The sequence below is a fragment of the Paraburkholderia ferrariae NBRC 106233 genome (genome assembly GCF_000685035.1).
GTDB classification, from domain to species: Bacteria; Pseudomonadota; Gammaproteobacteria; order Burkholderiales; family Burkholderiaceae; genus Paraburkholderia; species Paraburkholderia ferrariae.
Window position 1 is genome coordinate 63324 of record NZ_BAYB01000027.1, and the last position, 19726, is coordinate 83049.

Sequence of the window (19726 nt, forward strand, 5' to 3'; positions counted from 1 at the left end):
CTTCTATCAGAATGGCACCGGGCCGCCGCGCGGGCGCAGTGCGAGGGATGTTGGAATGGGAGCGCATCGGGTCCGCGCGCCCGGCTCAGATCAACTCAGCGCAGCGCATCGACCTGCTGCGCGAGCGCCCAGGCTTGTTCCGCGAGCGGCCGCGTGCGCCGCCCGGTTTCGAGCGCGAGCGCGCTCGACGCATTGCCTTGCAGCGCACGCGCCATCACGCCCTGCAGGATGCCGACGAGCCGGAACATGTTGAAAACGAGGTAGTAGCCCCAGGCCGCAGGCGAAACGCTTGCCCCCGTGTCGCGCGCGGTGCGTTCCAGATAGCGCAGCAGATAGCTGCGTTCGTCAGGAATGCCAAGCGAATCGAGATCGAGGCCAGCCAACCCGCGCCGCTCGCCCGCCGTCATGCGCCAGATCATGCAGTGATACGCGAAATCGACCAGCGGATGGCCCAGCGTGGAAAGCTCCCAGTCGAGCACGGCGAGGATGCGCGGTTCGTCCGGATGGAAGACGACATTGTCGAGCCGGTAGTCGCCGTGCACGATCCGGCTTTCGTCGCCGGGCGGCACGTGCTTCGGCAGCCAGTCGATCAGGCAGTCGGCGGCTTCGATGCGCTCGGTTTCCGAGGCGCGGTACTGCTTCGTCCAGCGCGCCACCTGCCGCGCGATATAGCTGCCCGGTTTGCCGTAGTCGGCAAGACCGATGGCGGCCGGATCGACCGAATGCAGTTCGGACAGCACGCGGTTCATCTCGTCGAAGATCGCTGTGCGCTCCTGCGGCGTCATGCCCGGCAGCGCCGGGTCCCAGAAAATACGCCCCGCTACGTACTCCATCAGATAGAACGGCGTGCCGAGCACGTCGGTGTATTCGCACAGCGCATAGGTCTTCGCCACGGGGACCGCGGTGCCCGCAAGCGCGCGGATCACGCGGTACTCGCGCTCCACCGCATGCGCGGAAGGCAGCAGCGTGCCGGGCGGTTTGCGGCGCAGCACATAGCGGCGGCCATCCGCTTCGAGCAAAAACGTGGGATTGGACTGGCCGCCCTTGAACTGCTCGGCGCGCAGGCGCCCCGAGAAACCCTCCACGTGCACGCGCATCCAGGCACTGAGGCGCACGAGGTCGAAGGCATACGCCTCGGCCACGGGGCGTGTGCCGCTGAAGCTGTTCTGGAAGTCGATCTTCATGTCGCCGAGCGCCCTCCGTCCACCGCGAGGTACTGGCCCGTGACGTGCCGCGAGGCGTCCGAGGCGAAGTACACGAGGGCGCCCTTCAGGTCGTCGTCGTCGCCGAGGCGTTGCAGCGGCGTGCGACGGATCACTTCGTCGCCGATCGTATCGAGCAGGCCCGCCGACATCTTCGAAGGAAAGAATCCCGGGCAGATCGCATTGACGTTGATGCCGTAACGTCCCCACTCCGGGATCTCGCCCAACGCCTCGGCCATCTGCAGGCCGAGGCCGCGCGAGCCACCCGTCACGAGCGCGACGCGCCCGTCCAGCCTGAACCGCTCTCTTACGCCCATTGCCGAATCCCTCGCGTTGCCCCGTCAATGAATCATTCCACTTTGCAGATAATGATTCTGCATTGCAGAAATGCTAACGCCTTGTCGTTCAACATGCAAACGGCACTGGGGCATCATTGGACGGGGGAAACCCTGGGAATCGTATGGAAAACTCGCGTCGCCGGGGTTCTCGGCGAATGGAAAGTGGCCGGATGCCCAACCTCGCGATTCTGAATTCCACCATGCGGACTGAAATTCCGCGAAGCATGAAGGATCAACCCGAGCGCTCCTGCGCCCCGCCGCGAGCGGTGCGCAATCGGCGGCGGCCGCTGCGCTCGCGAGCGAATTTCTGCCGGCCGCGCGCGCGGGTTGGAAACGGGCTGGAGGCCCATGCGAGCATGCGGCGCAATAGCCGGCGCATCCTGTTTGCACAATGCCCGCCCAGGATCGGGGAGCGCGAGAGGCTGCAAGCGAGCGGCACGTTCCTGCCGCTCGCTCGCAGACGGAAGACCCCGGAGCGCCTGCCCCGGGCTGCGCGTTTAGCGCAGCGAGACGTTGCCCTCTTCGAGCTGGGCGACCACGCGCAACAGGCGCGGCTTCACCGCTTCGAGCAGGAATTCCTTCGAAAGCGACGACGAGGGGCCGCCCACGTTGATCGCCATGACGGGCAGGCCGCCACCGGGCTGGAACGCGCGCGCGATGCCGTTGACGTCCTTCTGCCAGTCGCCGAACGAGCAGGTCACGCCGAGCGAGCGGTGATCTTCGATGCCTTCTTCGATGCCGCGCCGGATCTGCGGCCAGGCCACGTCGTCGAGTTCGCGGACCTGCTCCATCGCATCGATCCGCTCGCGCGCACTCGCGAGGGCAAGCCATGCGCGCCCGATCGCCGAGGTCGCGAGCGGAATGCGCGAACCCACATCCAGCGTGAGCGCGAGCGCGCCCGGCCCGCGGCAGCTTTCGATGTAGAGCATGGAAAGGCGGTCGCGCATGCCGAGCGAGACGGTGCCGCCCGAGAACTCGGCCAGTTCCTGCATGAGCGGGCGCGCCATCTTGCGCACGTCCAGACGCGCGAGGATCGAACTGCCGAGCGCGAGGCACGCCGTGCCCAGCCGATAGCGGCCGCTATCCTCCAGATGAATCAGGTAGCCGAGCTTCGTGAGCGTCATGGTGAGACGCGAGACGGTGGAGCGCGGCAGCTTGCAGCGCTGCGCGATTTCCTGGTTGGTCAGCGCCGTGTCGCCGCCGCGGAAACACGCCAGCACTTCGAGCCCCCGTGCCAGCGCAGTCACGAAATGCCGGTCTTCCTTGTGGGCCGTGGGCCGGTCTGTCTTGTTCTCGATGTCAGCCATCATGAATAAAGAATATGCGTTCGAATGGCGCCCCCTGCGGCGCGGCCTTCCAGGCTGTCCGCAAGCGTCTTTGCAGGGCAGCCAGCGCTGCCGGAATTATATTCTGTTATGCAGAACCGGGCGGCGGTCGATCGGCTTGCGCGGGCCTATGTGGGGCTTGCGTGGCCAGTCCGGGCGCCCTTCGCATGCGAGGCAGGCGGGCCGTCGCGGCGGCGCTCCGGCTTCGCCCTGGGTGCCCCGCCGCACGCACCATGCACCGCGGGAAAGACGAGGCCCCCCGGACGCAAGTAGACTCGTCGCTATCGGCCCGCATGGGGCCAGCCCGATCGCGCCGCATTGGCGCCCATTTACGGAGGAACGGTCATGCCGAACGAAACGATGCTCGCGCAGATGCGCTCGAAACCCGGCTTCATCGCCGCACTGGACCAGAGCGGCGGCTCGACGCCGGGCGCGCTGCGCCAGTACGGCATTCCCGAGAGCGCCTATAGCGGCGACGCGGACATGTTCCGGCTCATGCACGAAATGCGCGTGCGCATCATCACCGCGCCGGCGTTCACGGGCGAGAAGGTGATCGGCGCCATCCTGTTCGAGGCCACCATGGACGGCACCGCGCAAGGCAAGCCCGTGCCGGCCTTCCTGTGGCACGACCGGGGCGTGGTGCCGTTCCTGAAGGTGGACAAGGGCCTCGAAGCCGAAGCGGACGGCGTGCGCCTCATGAAGCCGATTCCGGGCCTCGACGCCCTGCTCGCGCGCGCGGTCGAGGCCGGCATCTTCGGCACGAAAATGCGCTCGGTGATCGAGCACGCTTCGCCCACGGGCATCGCGGCCGTCGTGGCGCAGCAGTTCGAGGTGGGCGAGCAGATTGGCGCTCGCGGCCTCGTGCCGATTCTCGAGCCCGAAGTCTCGATCAAGATTCCCGACAAGGCCGAAGCCGAAGCCCTGCTGCGCGCCGAACTGCTCAAGGGTCTGGATGCGCTGCCCGCCTCGCGCGAGGTCATGATCAAGCTCTCGATCCCCACCACGCCCGACTTCTACCTGCCGCTCGTCGAGCACCCGCGCGTGGTGCGCGTGGTGGCGCTCTCGGGCGGCTATTCGCGCAAGGATGCCTGCGAGCGTCTTGCCCGCGACCACGGCATGATCGCGAGCTTTTCGCGGGCGCTCATCAACGACCTCACGAAGTCGATGACCGACGCTGAATTCGACGCCGCCCTTGCCGAGAGCATCGACGAGATCTGGAAGGCATCGGTCCAGAAGGTTTGACGGAATGACGAGCTGCCCCGGCGAGCCGCCCCGGGGCGTGGCTTGCGCCGGGCGGTCCGCAAGGGCCGCCCGGCCTTGCACTGCACCAAAGTGCCTGCACACGCAACTGCGTGCACCGCCGCCAGTGCGGTTATACTTGCCCCTTCCCCTTTTCTCGACACGCACTGGCCATGAGGCGATTACTCTGCCTGATCGTCCTGCTGCCGGGCCTGCATGCGCAGGCGTGGGCCCAGCAAAGCCCCGCGATTGCTGCGAGCGCCCCGGCCCCGGCCGGCAACGACACGATCACGGCGTATCTCATGCAACGCTTCGGCGTGGCGAAAGAAAAGGCGACCACGATCTCCACGGCGGTCACTACGGCCGCCGAAAAATACTCGCTCCCCCCGGCTGTCCTCCTCGCCATCATTTCGATCGAATCGCGCTTTCGCGAGAAGGCGCATGGCGCCAACGGCGCGACGGGCCTCATGCAGGTCGTGCCCTCGGCGCACCGCAACCTGCTGCGCAACGTGAAAGACCTCACCAAACCCGATGTGAACATCGACATCGGGTCGTCGATTCTCTACGGCTACAAGCGCGCCGCGGGCGGCGACTTGGCCGCGGCCATGAAGAGCTATGGCGGATCGACGGCGTATGCGCAGAAGATCCAGTCGCGCGCCGTGGAATTCAACCATCTGTTCGAAACGCCCGCGGCAACGCAGGCCGGCTCCGATGCCGCGGATGCAGCGGATGCCTCGGCCGTGCCCGCCGTGTTCGTTGCCCCGGCGGCGTTCTTCGCTTCTTCTGCGGCGGCTTCTGTGGTGCCCGCCGGTTCGGACGCTACCGCGACGGCTGCCGTTCAATCCATGCACTGAGTCCAGAGGCCGGTGAGCCTGAGCGACTGGCGCTTTGCGTGATTGCCTGGCAGTGCGTATCGATTTTCAGCGCAGGCATCGTGTCTGGCGTGACGCCAACGAAAAACCCCGACATATCCGATTGGATATGTCGGGGCGGGAACCCCACCCTGGCGGCACGCCACCGTAGACGCGCCGGGCGGAAATTGCCCGGCGTGGCGCGTCAGACGCTCAAGCGTCGGTCGCAGGCGCCTCGGTATCGCCGGCGGCCGGTGCGGCCTGAACGGGCGTTTCGGCTTCCACCGGTTGCTGTTGGGGCTGCGGTTCGACCTGCTGCTGTTCGACCTGCTGCTGTTCGACCTGCTGCGCTGCGGCCTGCTGCGCTGCGGGCTGCCCGGCGGCCTGCGGCTGCGCTTCCTGTGCCTGCTCGTCGGCGGCCTTGGGCTTTTCCGCGCCCGCTTCCTTCGCCTTGACTTGCGCCTCGGCCTTGGCCTTCTGGCGCGCGAGCGCCGCGTTCGCGCGGCCGACGTGCGACGCCTCGATGCCCGGGCCCGCCGACACGCTGCCGTCCAGCTCGTAGCGCGAACCGCCCGCCGCCACACGCTCGTGGTAGCGCGGATGGTTCACGTGGCGCTTGAGCACGGCCACGATCAGCGTGCGGTCGTAGTCGGGATGGCGCGCCACGAGGTCTTCGGCCACGCCGATCTTCAGCGGCAGGCGGTCGCGAAACGCCGGATAGTGCTTCGCGAACACGTTCCAGACCGTGTTGAGCTGGCGATTGCGCTCGATGCGCGCCTTTTCGGCCTCGGTCAGATTGGCTGCCGGCTGCTGGGCGCGGGTCGGGCGCTGGCGCGCATGCGCAGGCCGCTGGCCATGCGGCTGGGCCGGCTTCTGACCAGAATTCTGACCAGGATTCTGGCCGGCATGCTGACCGGAGCTCTGGCCAGCCTGCTGCGCACGGGCCTGCCGCGGCTGCTGGGGCTTGGCCCCCTGCGGCCGGCCGCCGCCGGATGGTTGCGGGCGGCCGCGCGCACGCGTGTCCTTGCCCTGGGCGGGCGCCCCCTTGCGCGGGGGCTTGCTCTCAGGCGCTTGCGGCTGTTCTTCGGGCGTTTGCCCCGTGCCCTTCCCCATGCTCCGCTTGATTTCCAGCAGACCTTCCTTGAAGCTCAGGGGGCGGCGTTGTTGCGATGCGGCTTTCACGTCCAGCTCTCTTCCTTATTGGATCGGACGCTATGATACAGAATCGCGGGCGGCATTTCCGGCGCGCCGCGTCAAAACCCTTCGCAAGAACGTCGCGCGCACGGTCCCACCATTCATTGCGGGGCACCGCGCGTCCGTTTTTTGCGTACCCGTCCCTTCATTTCCGCCCTTTCCCATGACTGCTTCCACGCCTTCGCACACCGCTCCTTGCGCCATCGTCACCGGCCACACCCGCGGCCTGGGCGCCGCACTAGCCGATCTTCTGCTCGCGCGCGGCATCCGCGTGCTCGGCCTCGGACGGGGCACGAACGAGGCGGCTGGCCGCCGCCACGGCGAGGCGCTCGTGCAGGCCACGATCGATCTGGCCGATCCCGCCGCGCTCGAACGCTGGCTCGCCACGGACGCGCTGCGCAGCTTCACCGGCGAGGCGCGCTGCGTGCTGCTCTTCAACAATGCCGGCACGGTCGATCCGATCGCGCCCTGCGGCACCCAGGATGCGGGCGCGATTGCGCGCGCCGTCACGCTCAACGTTGCGGCGCCGCTGATGCTGGCAAACGCGATTGCCGCTCCCGGAGCGGCGCACCCGGAAGCCGAACGACGCATCGTGCACGTGTCGAGCGGCGCCGCGCGCAACGCCTATTCCGGCTGGAGCATTTATTGCGCGACGAAGGCGGCACTCGATCATCACGCGCGCGCCGTGGCGCTCGACGCACCGCACGGTGTGCGTATTTCGAGTGTCGCGCCGGGCGTGGTCGATACCGGCATGCAGGCAACGATCCGCGCAACGGGTATCGAACAGTTCCCGTTGCGCGAGCGCTTCGAGCAGCTCAAGCAGAACGGCCAGTTGGCGACACCGGAAGCCGCCGCCCTGCAACTGATCGATTACGCCTTGAGCGATGCGTTCGGCTCGACACCCGCGACGGACGTGCGCGAACTCGCGAAAGCGTGATGGGGCTCCCGCAAACGCTCACCTGTGCGTGTGCATAGAGGGCAGGGAAAATCACGCGCAGCCCTTGCTCTCCCGGGAAATAGCGCTGCCTTGTGCGGATGACGAACACCACTTCCCGCAAACACTCACCTTCGGTGACAAGGCCGTGCTCAGGTGAGCGCCACGCGGCGCGGGCGCGGCGTCTTCAGCCAGCGCGCGCCGCCGGCCAGCGTGAGCAACGCCGCAATGGCCAGCAGATCGCCGGCAAGCCGCGCCGGAAAGTACGTAGTCAGATGCAAGGCGCGCAACAGGGTATCGACCACGTTCGACGCCACGGCGCCACCCACGAAGCAGACGAGCGCCTGTTGCCCGATCGTCACCATGCCGGGCAGGCGTTCAGCGAGCCGCCCCACCCAGCCGAGCCGCACCGCCTGCGCGACGAGCCACGCAATGGCGCCGAAGCTCACGATGCGCAGGCTGGCGAGATTCTGCTTCATGTAGCCCGGCTGCGGTTCGACCTCCACCCACAGGCGGATGATGGCGAACCCGACGACAACGGCAAGCGCCACGATCGTGATCGCGCGCCCGGCGGGCGACACCTGGAACGCGTGCGACACGGGGTACAGTCGGCATAGCAGTCCGAGTATGAACATGGCCTGCCACGCGAACGGATTGAACGGCCAGATCGCGCCAGGCGCCGCCGGCAGATAGCGCACGAGCCAGCACGACGCCAACCAGATGCCGAAGCTGCCCATGAGCGCGAGGTCCGGCGAGCGGCGCGCCACCGGCATGACGAACGGGAGAGCCAGCACGAGCGCGACATACATCGGCAGCACGCCGGCAAGATAGGGCTGATCGCGGAACAGCGCGACATTCGCGAGCATCGTGAACGGATGCGCAATAAAGCGCGCGATGCCCGAATCGGTGACGAGCGGCGAGTCCACGCGCAGCAGCATGGCGGCCGCGCCCGAAAGCAGCATCAGCGCGGCGGTGCAGAGATAGGCCGCATAGATCTCGCGGCCGCGCCGCCAGAAACGCCGGTTCGCGGCGTCGGTGCCTCTGCGCGCGGCGAGCGCGAGCCAGCTTGCCGCGCAGACATAGCCGCTCACGAATACGAAGACCTCCGCCGAATCGCAAAAGGCGAAGTTGTGGAGCATGGCGTGAGAGAGCACGCTCGACGGAATGTGATCGAGTGCGATGGCGATCAACGCGTATCCTCGCAAAAAGTCGATTTCGATCGATCGCTTCGCAGTCTGACTCATCAATCGCAGCTCCATTCAGGTCGAAAATTCTGGTTGAACACAGGAAACAGGCGCGCATGCGTAGCGCGTTTCGATTCGCCACGCATGAAAATAATCTTGTAAGGATGACTGATCAATAGCGCCGCCCTTTCCACTCGCCTACGACGGTCTTTCCCACTATTTCGGCGTGAAAGGACTGCGTAATCGCACAGTGGGCATACAGTGGGCAGCGCAGAGATTCGAGCGCTCTGCAATGCGACTTTAATGCCAGAAAAACGGCATGGGGGGCGTTCGTAACGACCAGTAGCAATTCTCTGCTGCGCAATGGCGCGCATCCTCTCCTGCCTCGTTGCGATCGACGCTGCGCAGATCGAGACGCCATGCGGCTTTCGAGCCTGGGCCCGAGCGTCGCCCCGATAATCGCATCGCGAACAGCACCATTTCATTCCTGCCGAAGACGCGCACGCGCCGCTCCCGCACGCGGGCGAGTTCGGTGCGCGTCGCACACAACAAGCGCTGCCCGCACGTTCGTGGTGCCAGACCCTCAAACCAACGCGCGCCCGCAACATCAAGGCATTCGTAATCTCGCATGGAATCGGCGCAGCGCTCATGGGTGGGTTGACGCCAATGCGCGCGGCAGGTTCCGGCGATTTGTACACTTCTACCTCAATGGCCGATCCGCTCACGCCTCGCCAATTTACTTGACATATAAAATATTTAAACCTACATTGATTGGCAGATACACAAGGAGCGAGCATGCGCATCGTTTGCATCGGTGGCGGCCCCGCGGGCCTGTACTTCGGCCTGTTGATGAAGCGGCGCCACCCGGACTACGAGATCACCGTGATCGAGCGGAACCGGCCATACGACACGTTTGGCTGGGGGGTGGTGTTTTCGGACCAGACGCTCGGCAATCTGCGCGCGGCCGACCCGGAAAGCGCGGCGGAGATACTCGACGCGTTCAACCATTGGGACGACATCGAGATCCACTTCGGCGGCCGCGCGATCCGTTCGTCGGGGCACGGCTTCTGCGGCATCGGCCGCAAGCGCCTCCTCAATATCCTGCAGGCGCGCTGCGAAGCGCTCGGCGTCAAGCTCGTGTTCGAAACGCAGAGCACCGACGACGACATCGGCGAAGCCGACCTGATCATCGCGAGCGACGGCCTGAACAGCGCCACGCGCCAGAAGTACGCGGCCACCTATCAGCCCGACATCGACCTGCGCGACTGCCGCTTCGTGTGGCTCGGCACGTCGAAGCTCTTCGATGCGTTCACGTTCGCGTTCGAGAAAACCGAATGGGGCTGGTTCCAGGCGCACGCGTACCGCTTCGACGAAAACACCTCCACATTCATCGTGGAAACCCCCGAGCACGTCTGGCGTGCCGCGGGGCTCGACACGATGAGCAAGGAGGACAGCATCGCCTTCTGCGAAAAGCTCTTCGCACGCTATCTGGACGGCCATGCGCTGCGCTCGAATGCCTCGCATCAGCGCGGCTCCTCGCAATGGATCCGCTTCCCGCGTGTCGTGAACCGCGAGTGGGTGCACTGGAAACACGGCGCGAACGGACATCAGACGCCTGTCGTGCTGATGGGCGACGCGGCGCATACGGCCCACTTCTCGATTGGCTCCGGCACCAAGCTCGCGCTCGAAGATGCGATCGAACTCGCCAACAGCATGGAAGCGCATCCCGGCGATCTACGCGCCGCGCTCGCGCACTATACGAGCGTGCGCAGCGTCGATGTGCTGCGCATCCAGAATGCCGCGCGCAATTCGACCGAGTGGTTCGAGCACGTGGACCGCTACGCTCACTTCGAGCCCGAACAGTTCGCCTACTCGCTGCTCACGCGTTCGCAGCGTATTTCGCATGAGAACCTGCGCGAGCGCGACGCCGCCTACCTCGCGGGCTTCGAATCGTGGCTGGCGGCGCGCGCGGGCATGGGTACGGGCATAGGTGCAAGCGCAAGCGGGCGCACCGTGCCGCCGATGTTTACGCCTTACAGGGTGCGCGGCGTCACGCTGAAGAACCGCATCGTGGTCTCGCCGATGGCGCAGTACTCGGCGCACGACGGCGTGGCCGGCGATTACCATCTCATGCACCTGGGCGCGCGCGCAATGGGCGGCGCGGGCCTCGTGATGACCGAAATGACCTGCGTGTCGCCCGAAGCGCGCATCACGCCGGGCTGCCCGGGTCTCTACAACGAAGCCCAGCGCGATGCATGGCGGCGCATCGTCGATCTCGTGCACGCGCAGAGCGACGCGAAAATCGGCATCCAGCTCGGCCACTCGGGCGCCAAGGGTTCGACGCGCGTGGCGTGGGAAGGCATCGACCAGCCGCTCGCGGACGGCAACTGGCCGCTCGTTTCCGCGTCGCCGCAGCAGTATCTGCGCGGCGTGAGCCAATGGTCGCATGAAGCCAGCTTCGAGGAATTGCAGGAGATCAAGGCGCAATTCGTGCGCTCGACGCGCATGGCCGCCGAGGCGGGCTTCGACTGGCTCGAACTGCACTGCGCGCACGGCTATCTGCTTTCGAGCTTTCTCTCGCCGCTCACCAACCAGCGCAGCGACGCCTATGGCGGATCGCTCGAGAACCGCCTGCGCTACCCGCTGGAAGTGTTTGCCGCGATCCGCGCGGTGTGGCCCGAAGACAAGCCGATTTCGGTGCGTATCTCGGCGCATGACTGGGTGGAAGGCGGCAACACGCCCGACGACGCCGTGGAGATCGCTCGCGCCTTCAAGGCAGCCGGCGCCGACATGATCGACGTTTCGTCGGGCCAGGTGAGCAAGGAAGAGCGCCCCGTGTATGGCCGCATGTTCCAGACGCCGTTCGCCGATCGCGTGCGCAACGAAGCGGGCATTCCCACCATCGCCGTGGGCGCGATCTCCGAAGCGGACCACGCGAACGGCATCATCGCGGCAGGCCGCGCCGATCTGTGCGCCGTGGCGCGGCCCCATCTCGCGAACCCTTCGTGGACGCTCACGGAAGCCGCGAAGATCGGCTACTTCGACGTGATGTGGCCGCGCCAGTACACCGCCGCCAAGACGCAGCTCGAACGCAACATCGAACGCGAGCGCGCAGCCGCCGCGGCCAGCGCGGGCCTCTCGCCGCTCGAACGCGCGCAACGCGCGGAAGGAACCGTGTGATGAGCGCATCCACCACCCTTGCTGGGCTTCATGCCGTCGTCACCGGCGGCGGCAGCGGCATCGGCGCGGCCACGGCGGCCACGCTGCTGCGCGCCGGGGCGCGCGTCACGCTGATGGGCCGCGATGCCGCGCGCCTGGAAACGCAGCGCGCAGCGCTGGCCGGCGGCGAAAACATCGCGTGCGCGAGCGTGGACGTGACCGGCGAAGGTGCCGTCGAAGCCGCGTTCGCGCAGGCCGTCGAGCGCTTCGGCGCTGTCGATATTCTCGTCAACAACGCGGGCCAGGCGCAGGCCGCGCCCTTCGCGCAAACCGATCTCGCGCTCTGGCGGCGCATGCTCGACGTCAACCTCACGGGCGCGTTCCTCTGCACGCGCGCCGTGCTGCCGGGCATGCTCGCGCGCAAGAGCGGCCGCGTGGTCAACGTCGCGAGCACCGCGGGCCAGGTGGGCTATCCGTATGTGGCCGCCTATTGCGCCTCGAAGCACGGCGTGATCGGCATGACGCGCGCCCTCGCACTCGAAGTCGCGACCCAGGGCGTGACCGTCAACGCAGTCTGCCCGGGCTATACGGAAACCGAGCTCCTGCAGGCGTCGATCGAACAAATCACGCGCAAGACTTCGCGCAGCGCGGAAGAGGCGCGCAAGATCCTCGTGCGCCACAACCCGCAGCAACGCTTCGTCACGCCCAATGAAGTCGCCAACGCCGTGCTGTGGCTCTGCGCGCCCGGTTCCGCCTCGATCACCGGGCAGTCCATTTCCGTTTCCGGTGGAGAAATCACATGACCTCGCCTGTGTCCTCACGCAAGACCGCCGCTGCGAAGAACCCGCGCAAGGGTGTCGCGAAGCCTGCCGAGAACGTCTTCGATATGGAAATGAGCACCGGCGCGGATAGCCATATGGGCCTGCGTCTGTGGCTGCGCCTGCTCACCACCACCAACCTCGTGCAGGCCGAATTGCGCCGCCGCCTGCGGGTGGAATTCGACACCACGCTGCCTCGCTTCGACCTCATGGCGCAGCTCGAACGCCATCCCGAAGGACTGCGTATGACCGAGCTCTCGCGCCGCATGATGGTCACGGGCGGCAACGTGACCGGCATCACCGATCAACTGGAGAAAGAGGGCCTCGTGGTGCGCGATGCCGACCCGGACGACCGCCGCTCGATTGCCGTGCGCCTCACGCCCGAGGGTCGCGCGCTCTTCGACCGCATGGCGGTCGCGCACGAGCAATGGGTGGTGGAAATGCTGGGCGGCCTCTCGCTCGACGAAAAATCGAAGATGCACGAGCGCCTCGGCAAGCTCAAGCAACATCTGCGCGACAGCCTTCAAGGAGACTAACTTGACCACCCGCTCCCACGCCGACGCGCTCTTCGCCGGCAACCGCGTCGCGCTCGCTGACTATCGCGCGCAACACTTCGGCTGGTCCGTCGCAGGCCGCGTCGCGACCATTACGCTGAATCGCCCCGAGCGCAAGAACCCGCTCACGTTCGAGTCGTATGCGGAACTGCGCGACCTGTTTCGCCAGCTTGCCTACGCAACGGACATCAAGACCATCGTGCTGCATGGCGCGGGTGGAAACTTCTGCTCCGGCGGCGACGTGCACGACATCATCGCGCCGCTCGTCGATCTGCCCATGCCCGAACTGCTGATGTTCACGCGCATGACCGGCGATCTCGTCAAGGCCATGCGCCACTGCCCGCAGCCCATCGTCGCGGCCGTGGACGGCGTGTGCGCGGGCGCGGGCGCCATTCTCGCGATGGCCTCCGACATGCGCTACGGCACGGCACGCAGCAAGCTCGCGTTCCTCTTCACGCGCGTGGGCCTCGCCGGTTGCGACATGGGTGCCTGCGCGATCCTGCCGCGCATCATCGGCCAGGGGCGCGCCGCCGAACTGCTCTATACGGGCCGCTCGGCCAGCGGCGAAGAAGGTCATGCCTGGGGCTTCTACAACCGCCTGTGCGAGCCCGACACGCTGCTCGCCGACGCGCAGCAACTGGCCGCCGATCTCGCCGCGGGCCCCACCTTCGCGCACGGCATCACGAAGACGATGCTGCAGCAGGAATGGAGCATGAGCATCGACGAAGCGATCGAGTCCGAAGCGCAGGCCCAGGCAATCTGCATGGCCACGCGCGATTTCGGCCGCGCCTATACCGCATTCGCGGCGAAGACCCGACCTGTATTCGAAGGAGACTGACCCGATGGCATCCGCCGAAATCAACCCGCACGACGCCATCGCCTGGCCGTTCTTCGAAGACCGCCACCGTGCGCTCGCCGCCGGCATCGAAGCCTGGGCGCGCGAACATCTTGCCCACGTGCCGCACGACGATATCGACGCCGCCTGCCGCGCGCTCGTGCGCAAACTGGGCGAAGCGGGCTGGCTGCGCTACGGCGTGGGCGGCACCGCGTATGGCGGTCACGGCGACACGATCGATACGCGCGCCGTGTGCCTGCTGCGCGAAACGCTCGCGAAGCATTCGGGCCTCGCGGACTTCGCGCTCGCGATGCAGGGCCTCGGCTCGGGCGCCATCTCGCTCGCCGGCACCGACGCGCAAAAATCGCACTATCTGCCGCGCGTGGCACGCGGCGAGGCACTGGCCGCCTTCGCGCTCTCCGAGCCCGACGCCGGATCGGATGTCGCGGCGATGGCGCTCGCGGCCCGTGCGGAGGGCGACGACTACGTGCTCGACGGCGAAAAGACCTGGATCTCGAACGGCGGTATCGCGGACTTCTACGTGGTGTTCGCGCGCACCGGCGAAGCACCGGGTGCGCGCGGCATCAGCGCCTTCGTGGTCGATGCCGATACGCCGGGGCTCGAAATCGCCGAGCGCATCGACGTGATCGCACCGCACCCGCTCGCACGCCTGCGTTTTGCGGGCGCGCGCGTGAAGCGCAGCCAGATGCTGGGCGTGCCGGGCGAAGGCTTCAAGATTGCCATGCGCACGCTCGACATCTTCCGCACGTCGGTCGCGGCGGCGTCGCTCGGCTTTGCGCGGCGCGCGCTCGCCGAAGGGCTCGCACGCGCCGCATCGCGCAAGATGTTCGGCCACACGCTCGGCGATTTTCAGTTGACCCAGGCAAAGCTCGCTCAGATGGCGCTCACGATCGACAGCAGCGCCCTGCTCGTCTACCGCGCCGCCTGGCTGCGCGACCAGGGCGAAAGCGTCACGCGCGAGGCTGCGATGGCCAAGTGGCACGCGAGCGAAGGCGCCCAGCAGGTGATCGACGCCGCCGTGCAACTGTGGGGCGGCATGGGCGTGCAAAGCGGCACGGCCGTGGAGATGCTCTATCGCGAGATCCGCGCGCTACGCATCTACGAAGGCGCGACGGAAGTGCAGCAACTGATTGTCGGCCGCGATCTGCTCAAAGCCCACGCCGGCGCCTGAGCGCGCTCGTGTCAACGACACTCACCGAATCGGACGACTTATGAAACAAGCTCTTCTTCCCGCCGGCTGGGTCAAGCCGCGCGGCTATGCGAACGGCGTCGCCGCGCGCGGCACGCAGGTCTATATCGCCGGCCAGATCGGCTGGGACGAGAATGCCCGCTTCACGAGCCGCGAATTCGGCGCGCAAGCCGTGCAGGCGCTGCGCAACATCGTCGCGGTGCTGGAAGCGGCCGGCGGCAAGCCGGAGCATCTCGTGCGCCTCACGTGGTACGTCACCGACAAGCGCGAATATCTCGCCTCGCTCAAGGAGATCGGCGCGGCGTTTCGCGAGCTGATCGGAAACTACGACATCGCCATGAGCGCGGTGCAGGTGGTCGCGCTCGTGGAGGACGACGCGAAGGTCGAGATCGAAGCCACCGCCGTGATCCCGGACGACGTGCGCGCCTGAGCGCAAGAGAAGTGCTTCGAGGCTGCAACGGACAGTACGAAAACATCAGTTGGAGACGTCATGGAAGCGACTGCCCACGTCGATACCTTCGCCCGCGATAACCTACCGCCCGAGTCGCAATGGCCCGAGCTGCTGCTCGACAATCCCGACGTCGCCTACCCGGCGCGGCTCAATTGCGCGGCGGAACTGCTGGACCGCGCGATCGAGGCGGGACGCGGCGCGGCGCCCGCGATCTGGTCCGAAGTCGATGGCAAACCGCACGCCACGACCTATGCGCAGTTGCGCACGCTCGTGGATCGCAGCGCGCATGTTCTCGTCGAAGACATGGGTCTCGTGCCCGGCAACCGCGTGCTGTTGCGCGGCCCGAACACGCTGCAGATGGCCGTGGCCTTCCTCGCCGCGCTGAAGGCCGGTCTCGTGGTCGTGCCGACCATGCCGCTCCTGCGCGCCAAGGAGCTCAAGCAGATCGTGGACAAGGCGCAGGTCGCCGCGGCGCTCTGCGACGTGCGGCTAACCGACGAACTCTCGCGCTGCACGAATCCCGAAGACGAATTTTTCTGCGCCGGCCTGAAGCAGGTGCGCTACTTCCACGACGATGCGCCGGGGAGCCTGGAGCAGCTTGCGGCCGGCAAGCCCGATACGTTCATCGCCTGCAACACGGCGAGCGACGATGTGTGCCTGATCGCATTCACGAGCGGCACGACCGGCACGCCGAAGGGCTGCATGCACTTTCATCGCGACGTGCTCGCGATGTGCGACCTGTTCCCGCGTCATGTGTTGAAACCCACGGCCGATGATGTGTTCTGCGGCACGCCGCCCCTCGCCTTCACGTTCGGCCTGGGCGGCATTCTGTGCTTCCCGTTGCGCGCCGGCGCCTCGACGGTGCTGATCGAGAAGCTCACGCCGGCGCTCCTGCTGCAAGCTATCGAGCGGTTTCGCGCGACGATCGTCTTCACGGCGCCCACGTTCTACCGGCAGATGGCACCGCTTGTTAAGGATGCCGATATTTCCAGCTTGCGCAAGACCGTTTCCGCGGGCGAAGCGCTTCCGCAGGCAACGCGCGACCTCTGGCGCGAAGCGACGGGCATCGAGATGATCGACGGCATCGGCGGCACCGAGATGATTCATATCTTCATCTCGTCGGCCGGCGGCGAGGTGCGCCCCGGTTCAATCGGACGCGCCGTGCCGGGCTATGTCGTGCAAGCGCTCGACGATGCGCTCGAACCGGTGGCGCCTGGCGCGACAGGCCACCTTGCCGTGCGCGGCCCGACCGGATGCCGCTATCTCGCCGACGAACGGCAGATGAAGTTCGTGCGCAATGGCTGGAACCTGCCGGGCGATGCGGTCTCGATCGACGCGGACGGCTACGTGTACTACCAGGCGCGCGCCGACGACATGATCGTCTCCTCCGGCTACAACATTGCGGGCCCCGAGGTGGAGACCGTGCTCATGCAACACCCGGCGGTGGCGGAGTGCGGCGTGATCGGCACGCCCGACGAGGTGCGCGGACAGGTGGTGAAGGCCTTCGTCGTGCTGCGGCCCGGATTCGAGGGCGACGAGGCGATGGTGAGCGAGCTTCAGAATTTCGTGAAGAACGCCGTGGCGGCATACAAGTATCCGCGGGTGGTGACGTTTATCAATGCGCTGCCGCGTACGGAGACGGGCAAGCTCAAGCGTGCGGTGTTGAGGACGATGTGAGGGGTGGGGGCGGTGCTTATGGTTGGTGAACCCCGCCCTTCTATTAGTAATTCAACGTAATACGTTAAATATCCAACTATATACGGTGATTAATTTGACATTATTCATATAATGTTGATTTTATTGAAAAAAGCGCGTTCCAATTCGAACCTTGGCGCCTGCAAACGCCGAAACGGCGTCCAAAGCAGAGCGCACCGCCAAAACCGCACCGCCCTGCCCCGGCCCCCGTCGCACCATCACGCCGGTGCCCGTGCCTCCCGAATCCACGCCGAAAGCAGCGTCGAAGACACCGCGAGTATCACCGGCCCGATGAAGAGACCCACGATCCCGAACGCGAACATGCCGCCCAGCACGCCCGAAAGAATCAGCAGCATCGAGAGATTGACGCCGCGCTTGATCAACATCGGCCGCAGCAGCTTGTCCACGAGTTCGACCACCACGTACCACACCAGCAAGAGGGTCGCCGCGATACGCGCGTCGTGCATGAAGAGCCACGCCACGCCGCCCAGCATCGGCAGGAACGGACCGATCTGCGCGAGGCACAGCATCAGCAGCACCGCCGTGAGCACACCCGCACCGGGTACGCCGGCCACCCACAGCCCGATGCCGCCGAGCGCCGACTGGATCACCGCCGTCACCACGATGCCGAGCGCAACCGCACGAATCGATGCGCCGGCAAGACGCACGGCCTCCCTGCCGTACTGCGGGGAGATGCGGCTGGCAAAGCGCGTGACATACGCGCCCGCATGCTCCCCCTGGCTGTAAAGCACGCCGGTAATGATCACCGTCACGAACATGTGGATCACGAACACGCCCACCGAAGCGGCGTGCCCGATCAGCCAGTGGGCGGCGATCGACACATAGGGCTCCAGTTGGGCAAGCATGCCGCCGGGGCCGGCGTCGGAGAGCGTCTGCCACTTGTCCGCGATCCGCGTACCGACCAGCGGCACCTCGTGAATCCAGTCCGGCGGCGGAGCGAGCGTGTAATCGGGCAGGCTGCGGATCAGCTTCATGATGTCGCCGCCGTGCTGCGCAAGCGTCGAAATGGCTTCGTAGAGAGGCAGGACGATCACGAACAGCAGGATCACCAGCATGACCAGCGTGGCGATCCAGCGGCGGTTGCCGCAGCGGCGCTCGACAGCGAGCATCGCGGGCCAGGTGGCAACGACGATGGTGGTCGCCCAGATGAGCCCCGGGATGAACGGGCGCATGACGTAGAGCGAGCCGATCGTCAGGGCGCACAAAATGGCGACGACAAAGAGAACGCGGGCAATATCCGGCGAGTCTTGCGGCTTCACGGTGTTTTCCTCTTTGCGGGCGCCGCATCGGGCGCCGGGTTCGGGCATGAGCGGCCCCTCTCTCGGCGGGACCGCAGCGTGGCCGCCAGTCTAGCGCGGATGCCGGCAAGGCTACGCGAGCCCGTCCGCCAATCGCTCCGCATCGCGCAGGCCCGCGCGGCGGGCATGCCGCCGCTCTGGAATAATGGTGGCTCCCCGAACTCCCCTTCGCGAAGAGATCCGCCATGTCCGTTTCCGATCAGAAACTCCCCTGCGTGCTGTTGACCAACGACGACGGTATCGACGCCCCGGGCCTCGCCGTGCTCGAAGCCGTCGCGGCCGAACTGGCGCACGAAGTGTGGGTCGTGGCGCCGGAGCACGATCAGAGCGGCACCTCGCATTCCATCAGCCTGCACTCGCCGTTGCGCGTCACCCGCCGCGGCGAGCGGCGCTTCGGCGTGCTCGGCACGCCCGGAGACTGTGTGGTGATGGCCGTACGGCATCTGATGGGCGACGTGCGGCCCGCCCTCGTGCTCTCGGGCATCAACCGTGGCGGCAATCTCGGTGTGGAAACGATGTTTTCCGGAACGGTGGGCGCGGCCATGACCGGCCTGTTGCTCGGCGTGCCTTCGATCGCGCTCAGCCAGACCTTCCGCGACCGCGAGCGGGTGCGCTGGGATACGGCACGTGCACTCGCGCCGGAAACGATCCGGCGCCTCGCGGCCGTTGCCCACGACGCGCCCGTGTGTCTGAACGTGAATTTTCCCGACATCGACGCGAGCGCGGCCGGCCCGCTCACCGTGACGCGCCAGGGCGTGGGCCTCGTGCAGGGGATCGACGTGGTGCCGCAGATCGATCCGCGCGGCATCGACTATCACTGGCTGCGCTTCAACCGCGGCCCTCGCGAAAACGGCCCGGATACGGAAACGGCGGTCGTCAACTCGGGCCGCGTTTCCGTCACGCCGCTGCACTTCGAGCGCACCGACGAGCGGGTGTTCGCGCACCTGCGGGCCGCGCTGGGCGCCTAGGTCAGCACACGCGGCGGCACACGGCAAAACGCATCTAGCGTTCGATGGCGGCGCGCAGATCGTCGGGAATCGCAATGGCCCGATGCGTGTCGAGCGAGGTCGTCACGATGGTCTGCCGCGCCGCCATGCGCACGACTCCGTCCGCGCCCGTGCAGGCCCAGGCGAGCGCGAGCGACTTCTCGCCCAGCCGTTCGACGTCGAGCGAGAGCACGACTTCGTCGCCCATCTTGCTGACCGCCTTGAAGTCCGCCTCAAGATGCACGGTCGGCATGCCGATGCGGCGCGCGCCGATCACGCCGTGATAGCCCCCGGGCAGGAGCGAGTCGATCCACGCTTCGACCAGATCGTTGAACAGTACGAAGTACTGCGGATAGAACACGATACCGGCCGGATCGCATTCGGAAAACCGGATCTTGTGTTTTTGCGTATAGCTGTGCATGTCGGCAATCC

General features: G+C 66.5%; 18 protein-coding genes and 1 pseudogene. 11 read left to right on the forward strand and 8 right to left on the reverse strand.

The genetic code is table 11. The features are described from left to right. Positions 1–95: 95 nt before the first annotated feature. The 3 genes and pseudogenes from BFE01S_RS25665 to BFE01S_RS25675 all read right to left on the reverse strand — a co-directional run bounded on the left by BFE01S_RS25665 (position 96) and on the right by BFE01S_RS25675 (position 2850). Positions 96–1184, reverse strand: coding sequence for a phosphotransferase (locus BFE01S_RS25665; protein ID WP_028227966.1), 1089 nt, complete (start codon positions 1182–1184; stop codon positions 96–98). Beyond that, positions 1181–1414 (reverse strand): annotated as a pseudogene (locus tag BFE01S_RS25670) (SDR family oxidoreductase); the annotation flags it as partial. The gene BFE01S_RS25665 and the pseudogene BFE01S_RS25670, both read right to left, overlap by 4 nt. A 623-nt stretch (positions 1415–2037) precedes the next feature. Then, positions 2038–2850 (reverse strand): IclR family transcriptional regulator, encoded by an 813-nt coding sequence (locus BFE01S_RS25675; protein WP_084170157.1) that lies wholly within the window; start codon positions 2848–2850, stop codon positions 2038–2040. A gap of 360 nt (positions 2851–3210) precedes the next feature. On the opposite strand from BFE01S_RS25675, the gene BFE01S_RS25680 reads away from it, so the two are divergent. Both BFE01S_RS25680 and BFE01S_RS25685 read left to right on the forward strand, forming a co-directional pair. Continuing rightward, positions 3211–4107 carry a fructose bisphosphate aldolase gene (locus BFE01S_RS25680; protein ID WP_028227969.1) on the forward strand — a complete coding sequence of 299 codons (897 nt, stop codon included), beginning with the start codon at positions 3211–3213 and terminating at the stop codon, positions 4105–4107. A 170-nt stretch (positions 4108–4277) separates the two neighbouring features. After that, on the forward strand, positions 4278–4958 hold the full coding sequence (locus tag BFE01S_RS25685) for a transglycosylase SLT domain-containing protein (protein ID WP_028227970.1): 681 nt from the start codon (positions 4278–4280) through the stop codon (positions 4956–4958). 210 nt (positions 4959–5168) lie between these two features. On the opposite strand, the gene BFE01S_RS25690 is transcribed toward BFE01S_RS25685, so the two are convergent. After that, the gene (locus BFE01S_RS25690; RefSeq protein ID WP_028227971.1) at positions 5169–6137 is read right to left on the reverse strand and encodes a ProQ/FINO family protein; all 969 of its coding nucleotides are present in this window, start codon (positions 6135–6137) and stop codon (positions 5169–5171) included. Between the two features lie 175 nt (positions 6138–6312). Between BFE01S_RS25690 and BFE01S_RS25695 the strand changes: the two genes are divergently transcribed. Further along, positions 6313–7086 (forward strand): SDR family oxidoreductase, encoded by a 774-nt coding sequence (locus BFE01S_RS25695; protein ID WP_028227972.1) that lies wholly within the window; start codon positions 6313–6315, stop codon positions 7084–7086. Positions 7087–7235: 149 nt separating this feature from the next. Here the strand turns inward: BFE01S_RS25695 and BFE01S_RS25700 are convergent, their stop codons facing one another. Then, positions 7236–8327, reverse strand: coding sequence for an OpgC domain-containing protein (locus tag BFE01S_RS25700; protein ID WP_028227973.1), 1092 nt, complete (start codon positions 8325–8327; stop codon positions 7236–7238). Positions 8328–8567: 240 nt separating this feature from the next. Further along, positions 8568–8897, reverse strand: a complete 330-nt coding sequence (locus tag BFE01S_RS44570; protein WP_156967152.1) for a hypothetical protein — start codon at positions 8895–8897, stop codon at positions 8568–8570. A 165-nt stretch (positions 8898–9062) separates the two neighbouring features. Between BFE01S_RS44570 and BFE01S_RS25705 the strand changes: the two genes are divergently transcribed. Genes BFE01S_RS25705 through BFE01S_RS25735 form a run of 7 tightly spaced genes read left to right on the forward strand, consistent with a single transcriptional unit; the run spans position 9063 to position 16971 of the window. Continuing rightward, positions 9063–11447: a bifunctional salicylyl-CoA 5-hydroxylase/oxidoreductase gene (locus BFE01S_RS25705; RefSeq protein ID WP_028227974.1), complete on the forward strand. Its 2385-nt coding sequence runs from the start codon at positions 9063–9065 to the stop codon at positions 11445–11447. After that, positions 11447–12229, forward strand: a complete 783-nt coding sequence (locus BFE01S_RS25710) for an SDR family NAD(P)-dependent oxidoreductase (RefSeq protein WP_407668247.1) — start codon at positions 11447–11449, stop codon at positions 12227–12229. Before BFE01S_RS25705 ends, BFE01S_RS25710 begins: the two co-directional genes overlap by 1 nt. Next, the gene (locus BFE01S_RS25715) at positions 12226–12780 is read left to right on the forward strand and encodes a MarR family winged helix-turn-helix transcriptional regulator (protein WP_028227976.1); all 555 of its coding nucleotides are present in this window, start codon (positions 12226–12228) and stop codon (positions 12778–12780) included. Before BFE01S_RS25710 ends, BFE01S_RS25715 begins: the two co-directional genes overlap by 4 nt. 1 nt (position 12781) lies before the next feature. Next, positions 12782–13636, forward strand: a complete 855-nt coding sequence (locus BFE01S_RS25720; protein ID WP_028227977.1) for an enoyl-CoA hydratase family protein — start codon at positions 12782–12784, stop codon at positions 13634–13636. Between the two features lie 4 nt (positions 13637–13640). Continuing rightward, on the forward strand, positions 13641–14825 hold the full coding sequence (locus BFE01S_RS25725; RefSeq protein ID WP_028227978.1) for an acyl-CoA dehydrogenase family protein: 1185 nt from the start codon (positions 13641–13643) through the stop codon (positions 14823–14825). 40 nt (positions 14826–14865) lie between these two features. Next, positions 14866–15273, forward strand: coding sequence for a RidA family protein (locus BFE01S_RS25730; RefSeq protein ID WP_028227979.1), 408 nt, complete (start codon positions 14866–14868; stop codon positions 15271–15273). A 60-nt stretch (positions 15274–15333) separates the two neighbouring features. Continuing rightward, on the forward strand, positions 15334–16971 hold the full coding sequence (locus tag BFE01S_RS25735; RefSeq protein ID WP_028227980.1) for an AMP-binding protein: 1638 nt from the start codon (positions 15334–15336) through the stop codon (positions 16969–16971). Between the two features lie 236 nt (positions 16972–17207). On the opposite strand, the gene ydiK is transcribed toward BFE01S_RS25735, so the two are convergent. Continuing rightward, positions 17208–18269 carry an AI-2E family transporter YdiK gene (gene ydiK, locus BFE01S_RS40190; protein WP_245621195.1) on the reverse strand — a complete coding sequence of 354 codons (1062 nt, stop codon included), beginning with the start codon at positions 18267–18269 and terminating at the stop codon, positions 17208–17210. Positions 18270–18493: 224 nt separating this feature from the next. Here ydiK and surE point away from each other — a divergent pair, with 224 nt between their 5' ends. After that, on the forward strand, positions 18494–19276 hold the full coding sequence (surE, locus tag BFE01S_RS25745) for a 5'/3'-nucleotidase SurE (RefSeq protein WP_028227981.1): 783 nt from the start codon (positions 18494–18496) through the stop codon (positions 19274–19276). 34 nt (positions 19277–19310) lie between these two features. Here the strand turns inward: surE and BFE01S_RS25750 are convergent, their stop codons facing one another. After that, a complete protein-coding gene (locus tag BFE01S_RS25750; RefSeq protein WP_028227982.1) occupies positions 19311–19715 on the reverse strand; it encodes an acyl-CoA thioesterase in 405 nt (134 codons plus the stop codon). Positions 19716–19726: the final 11 nt, after the last annotated feature.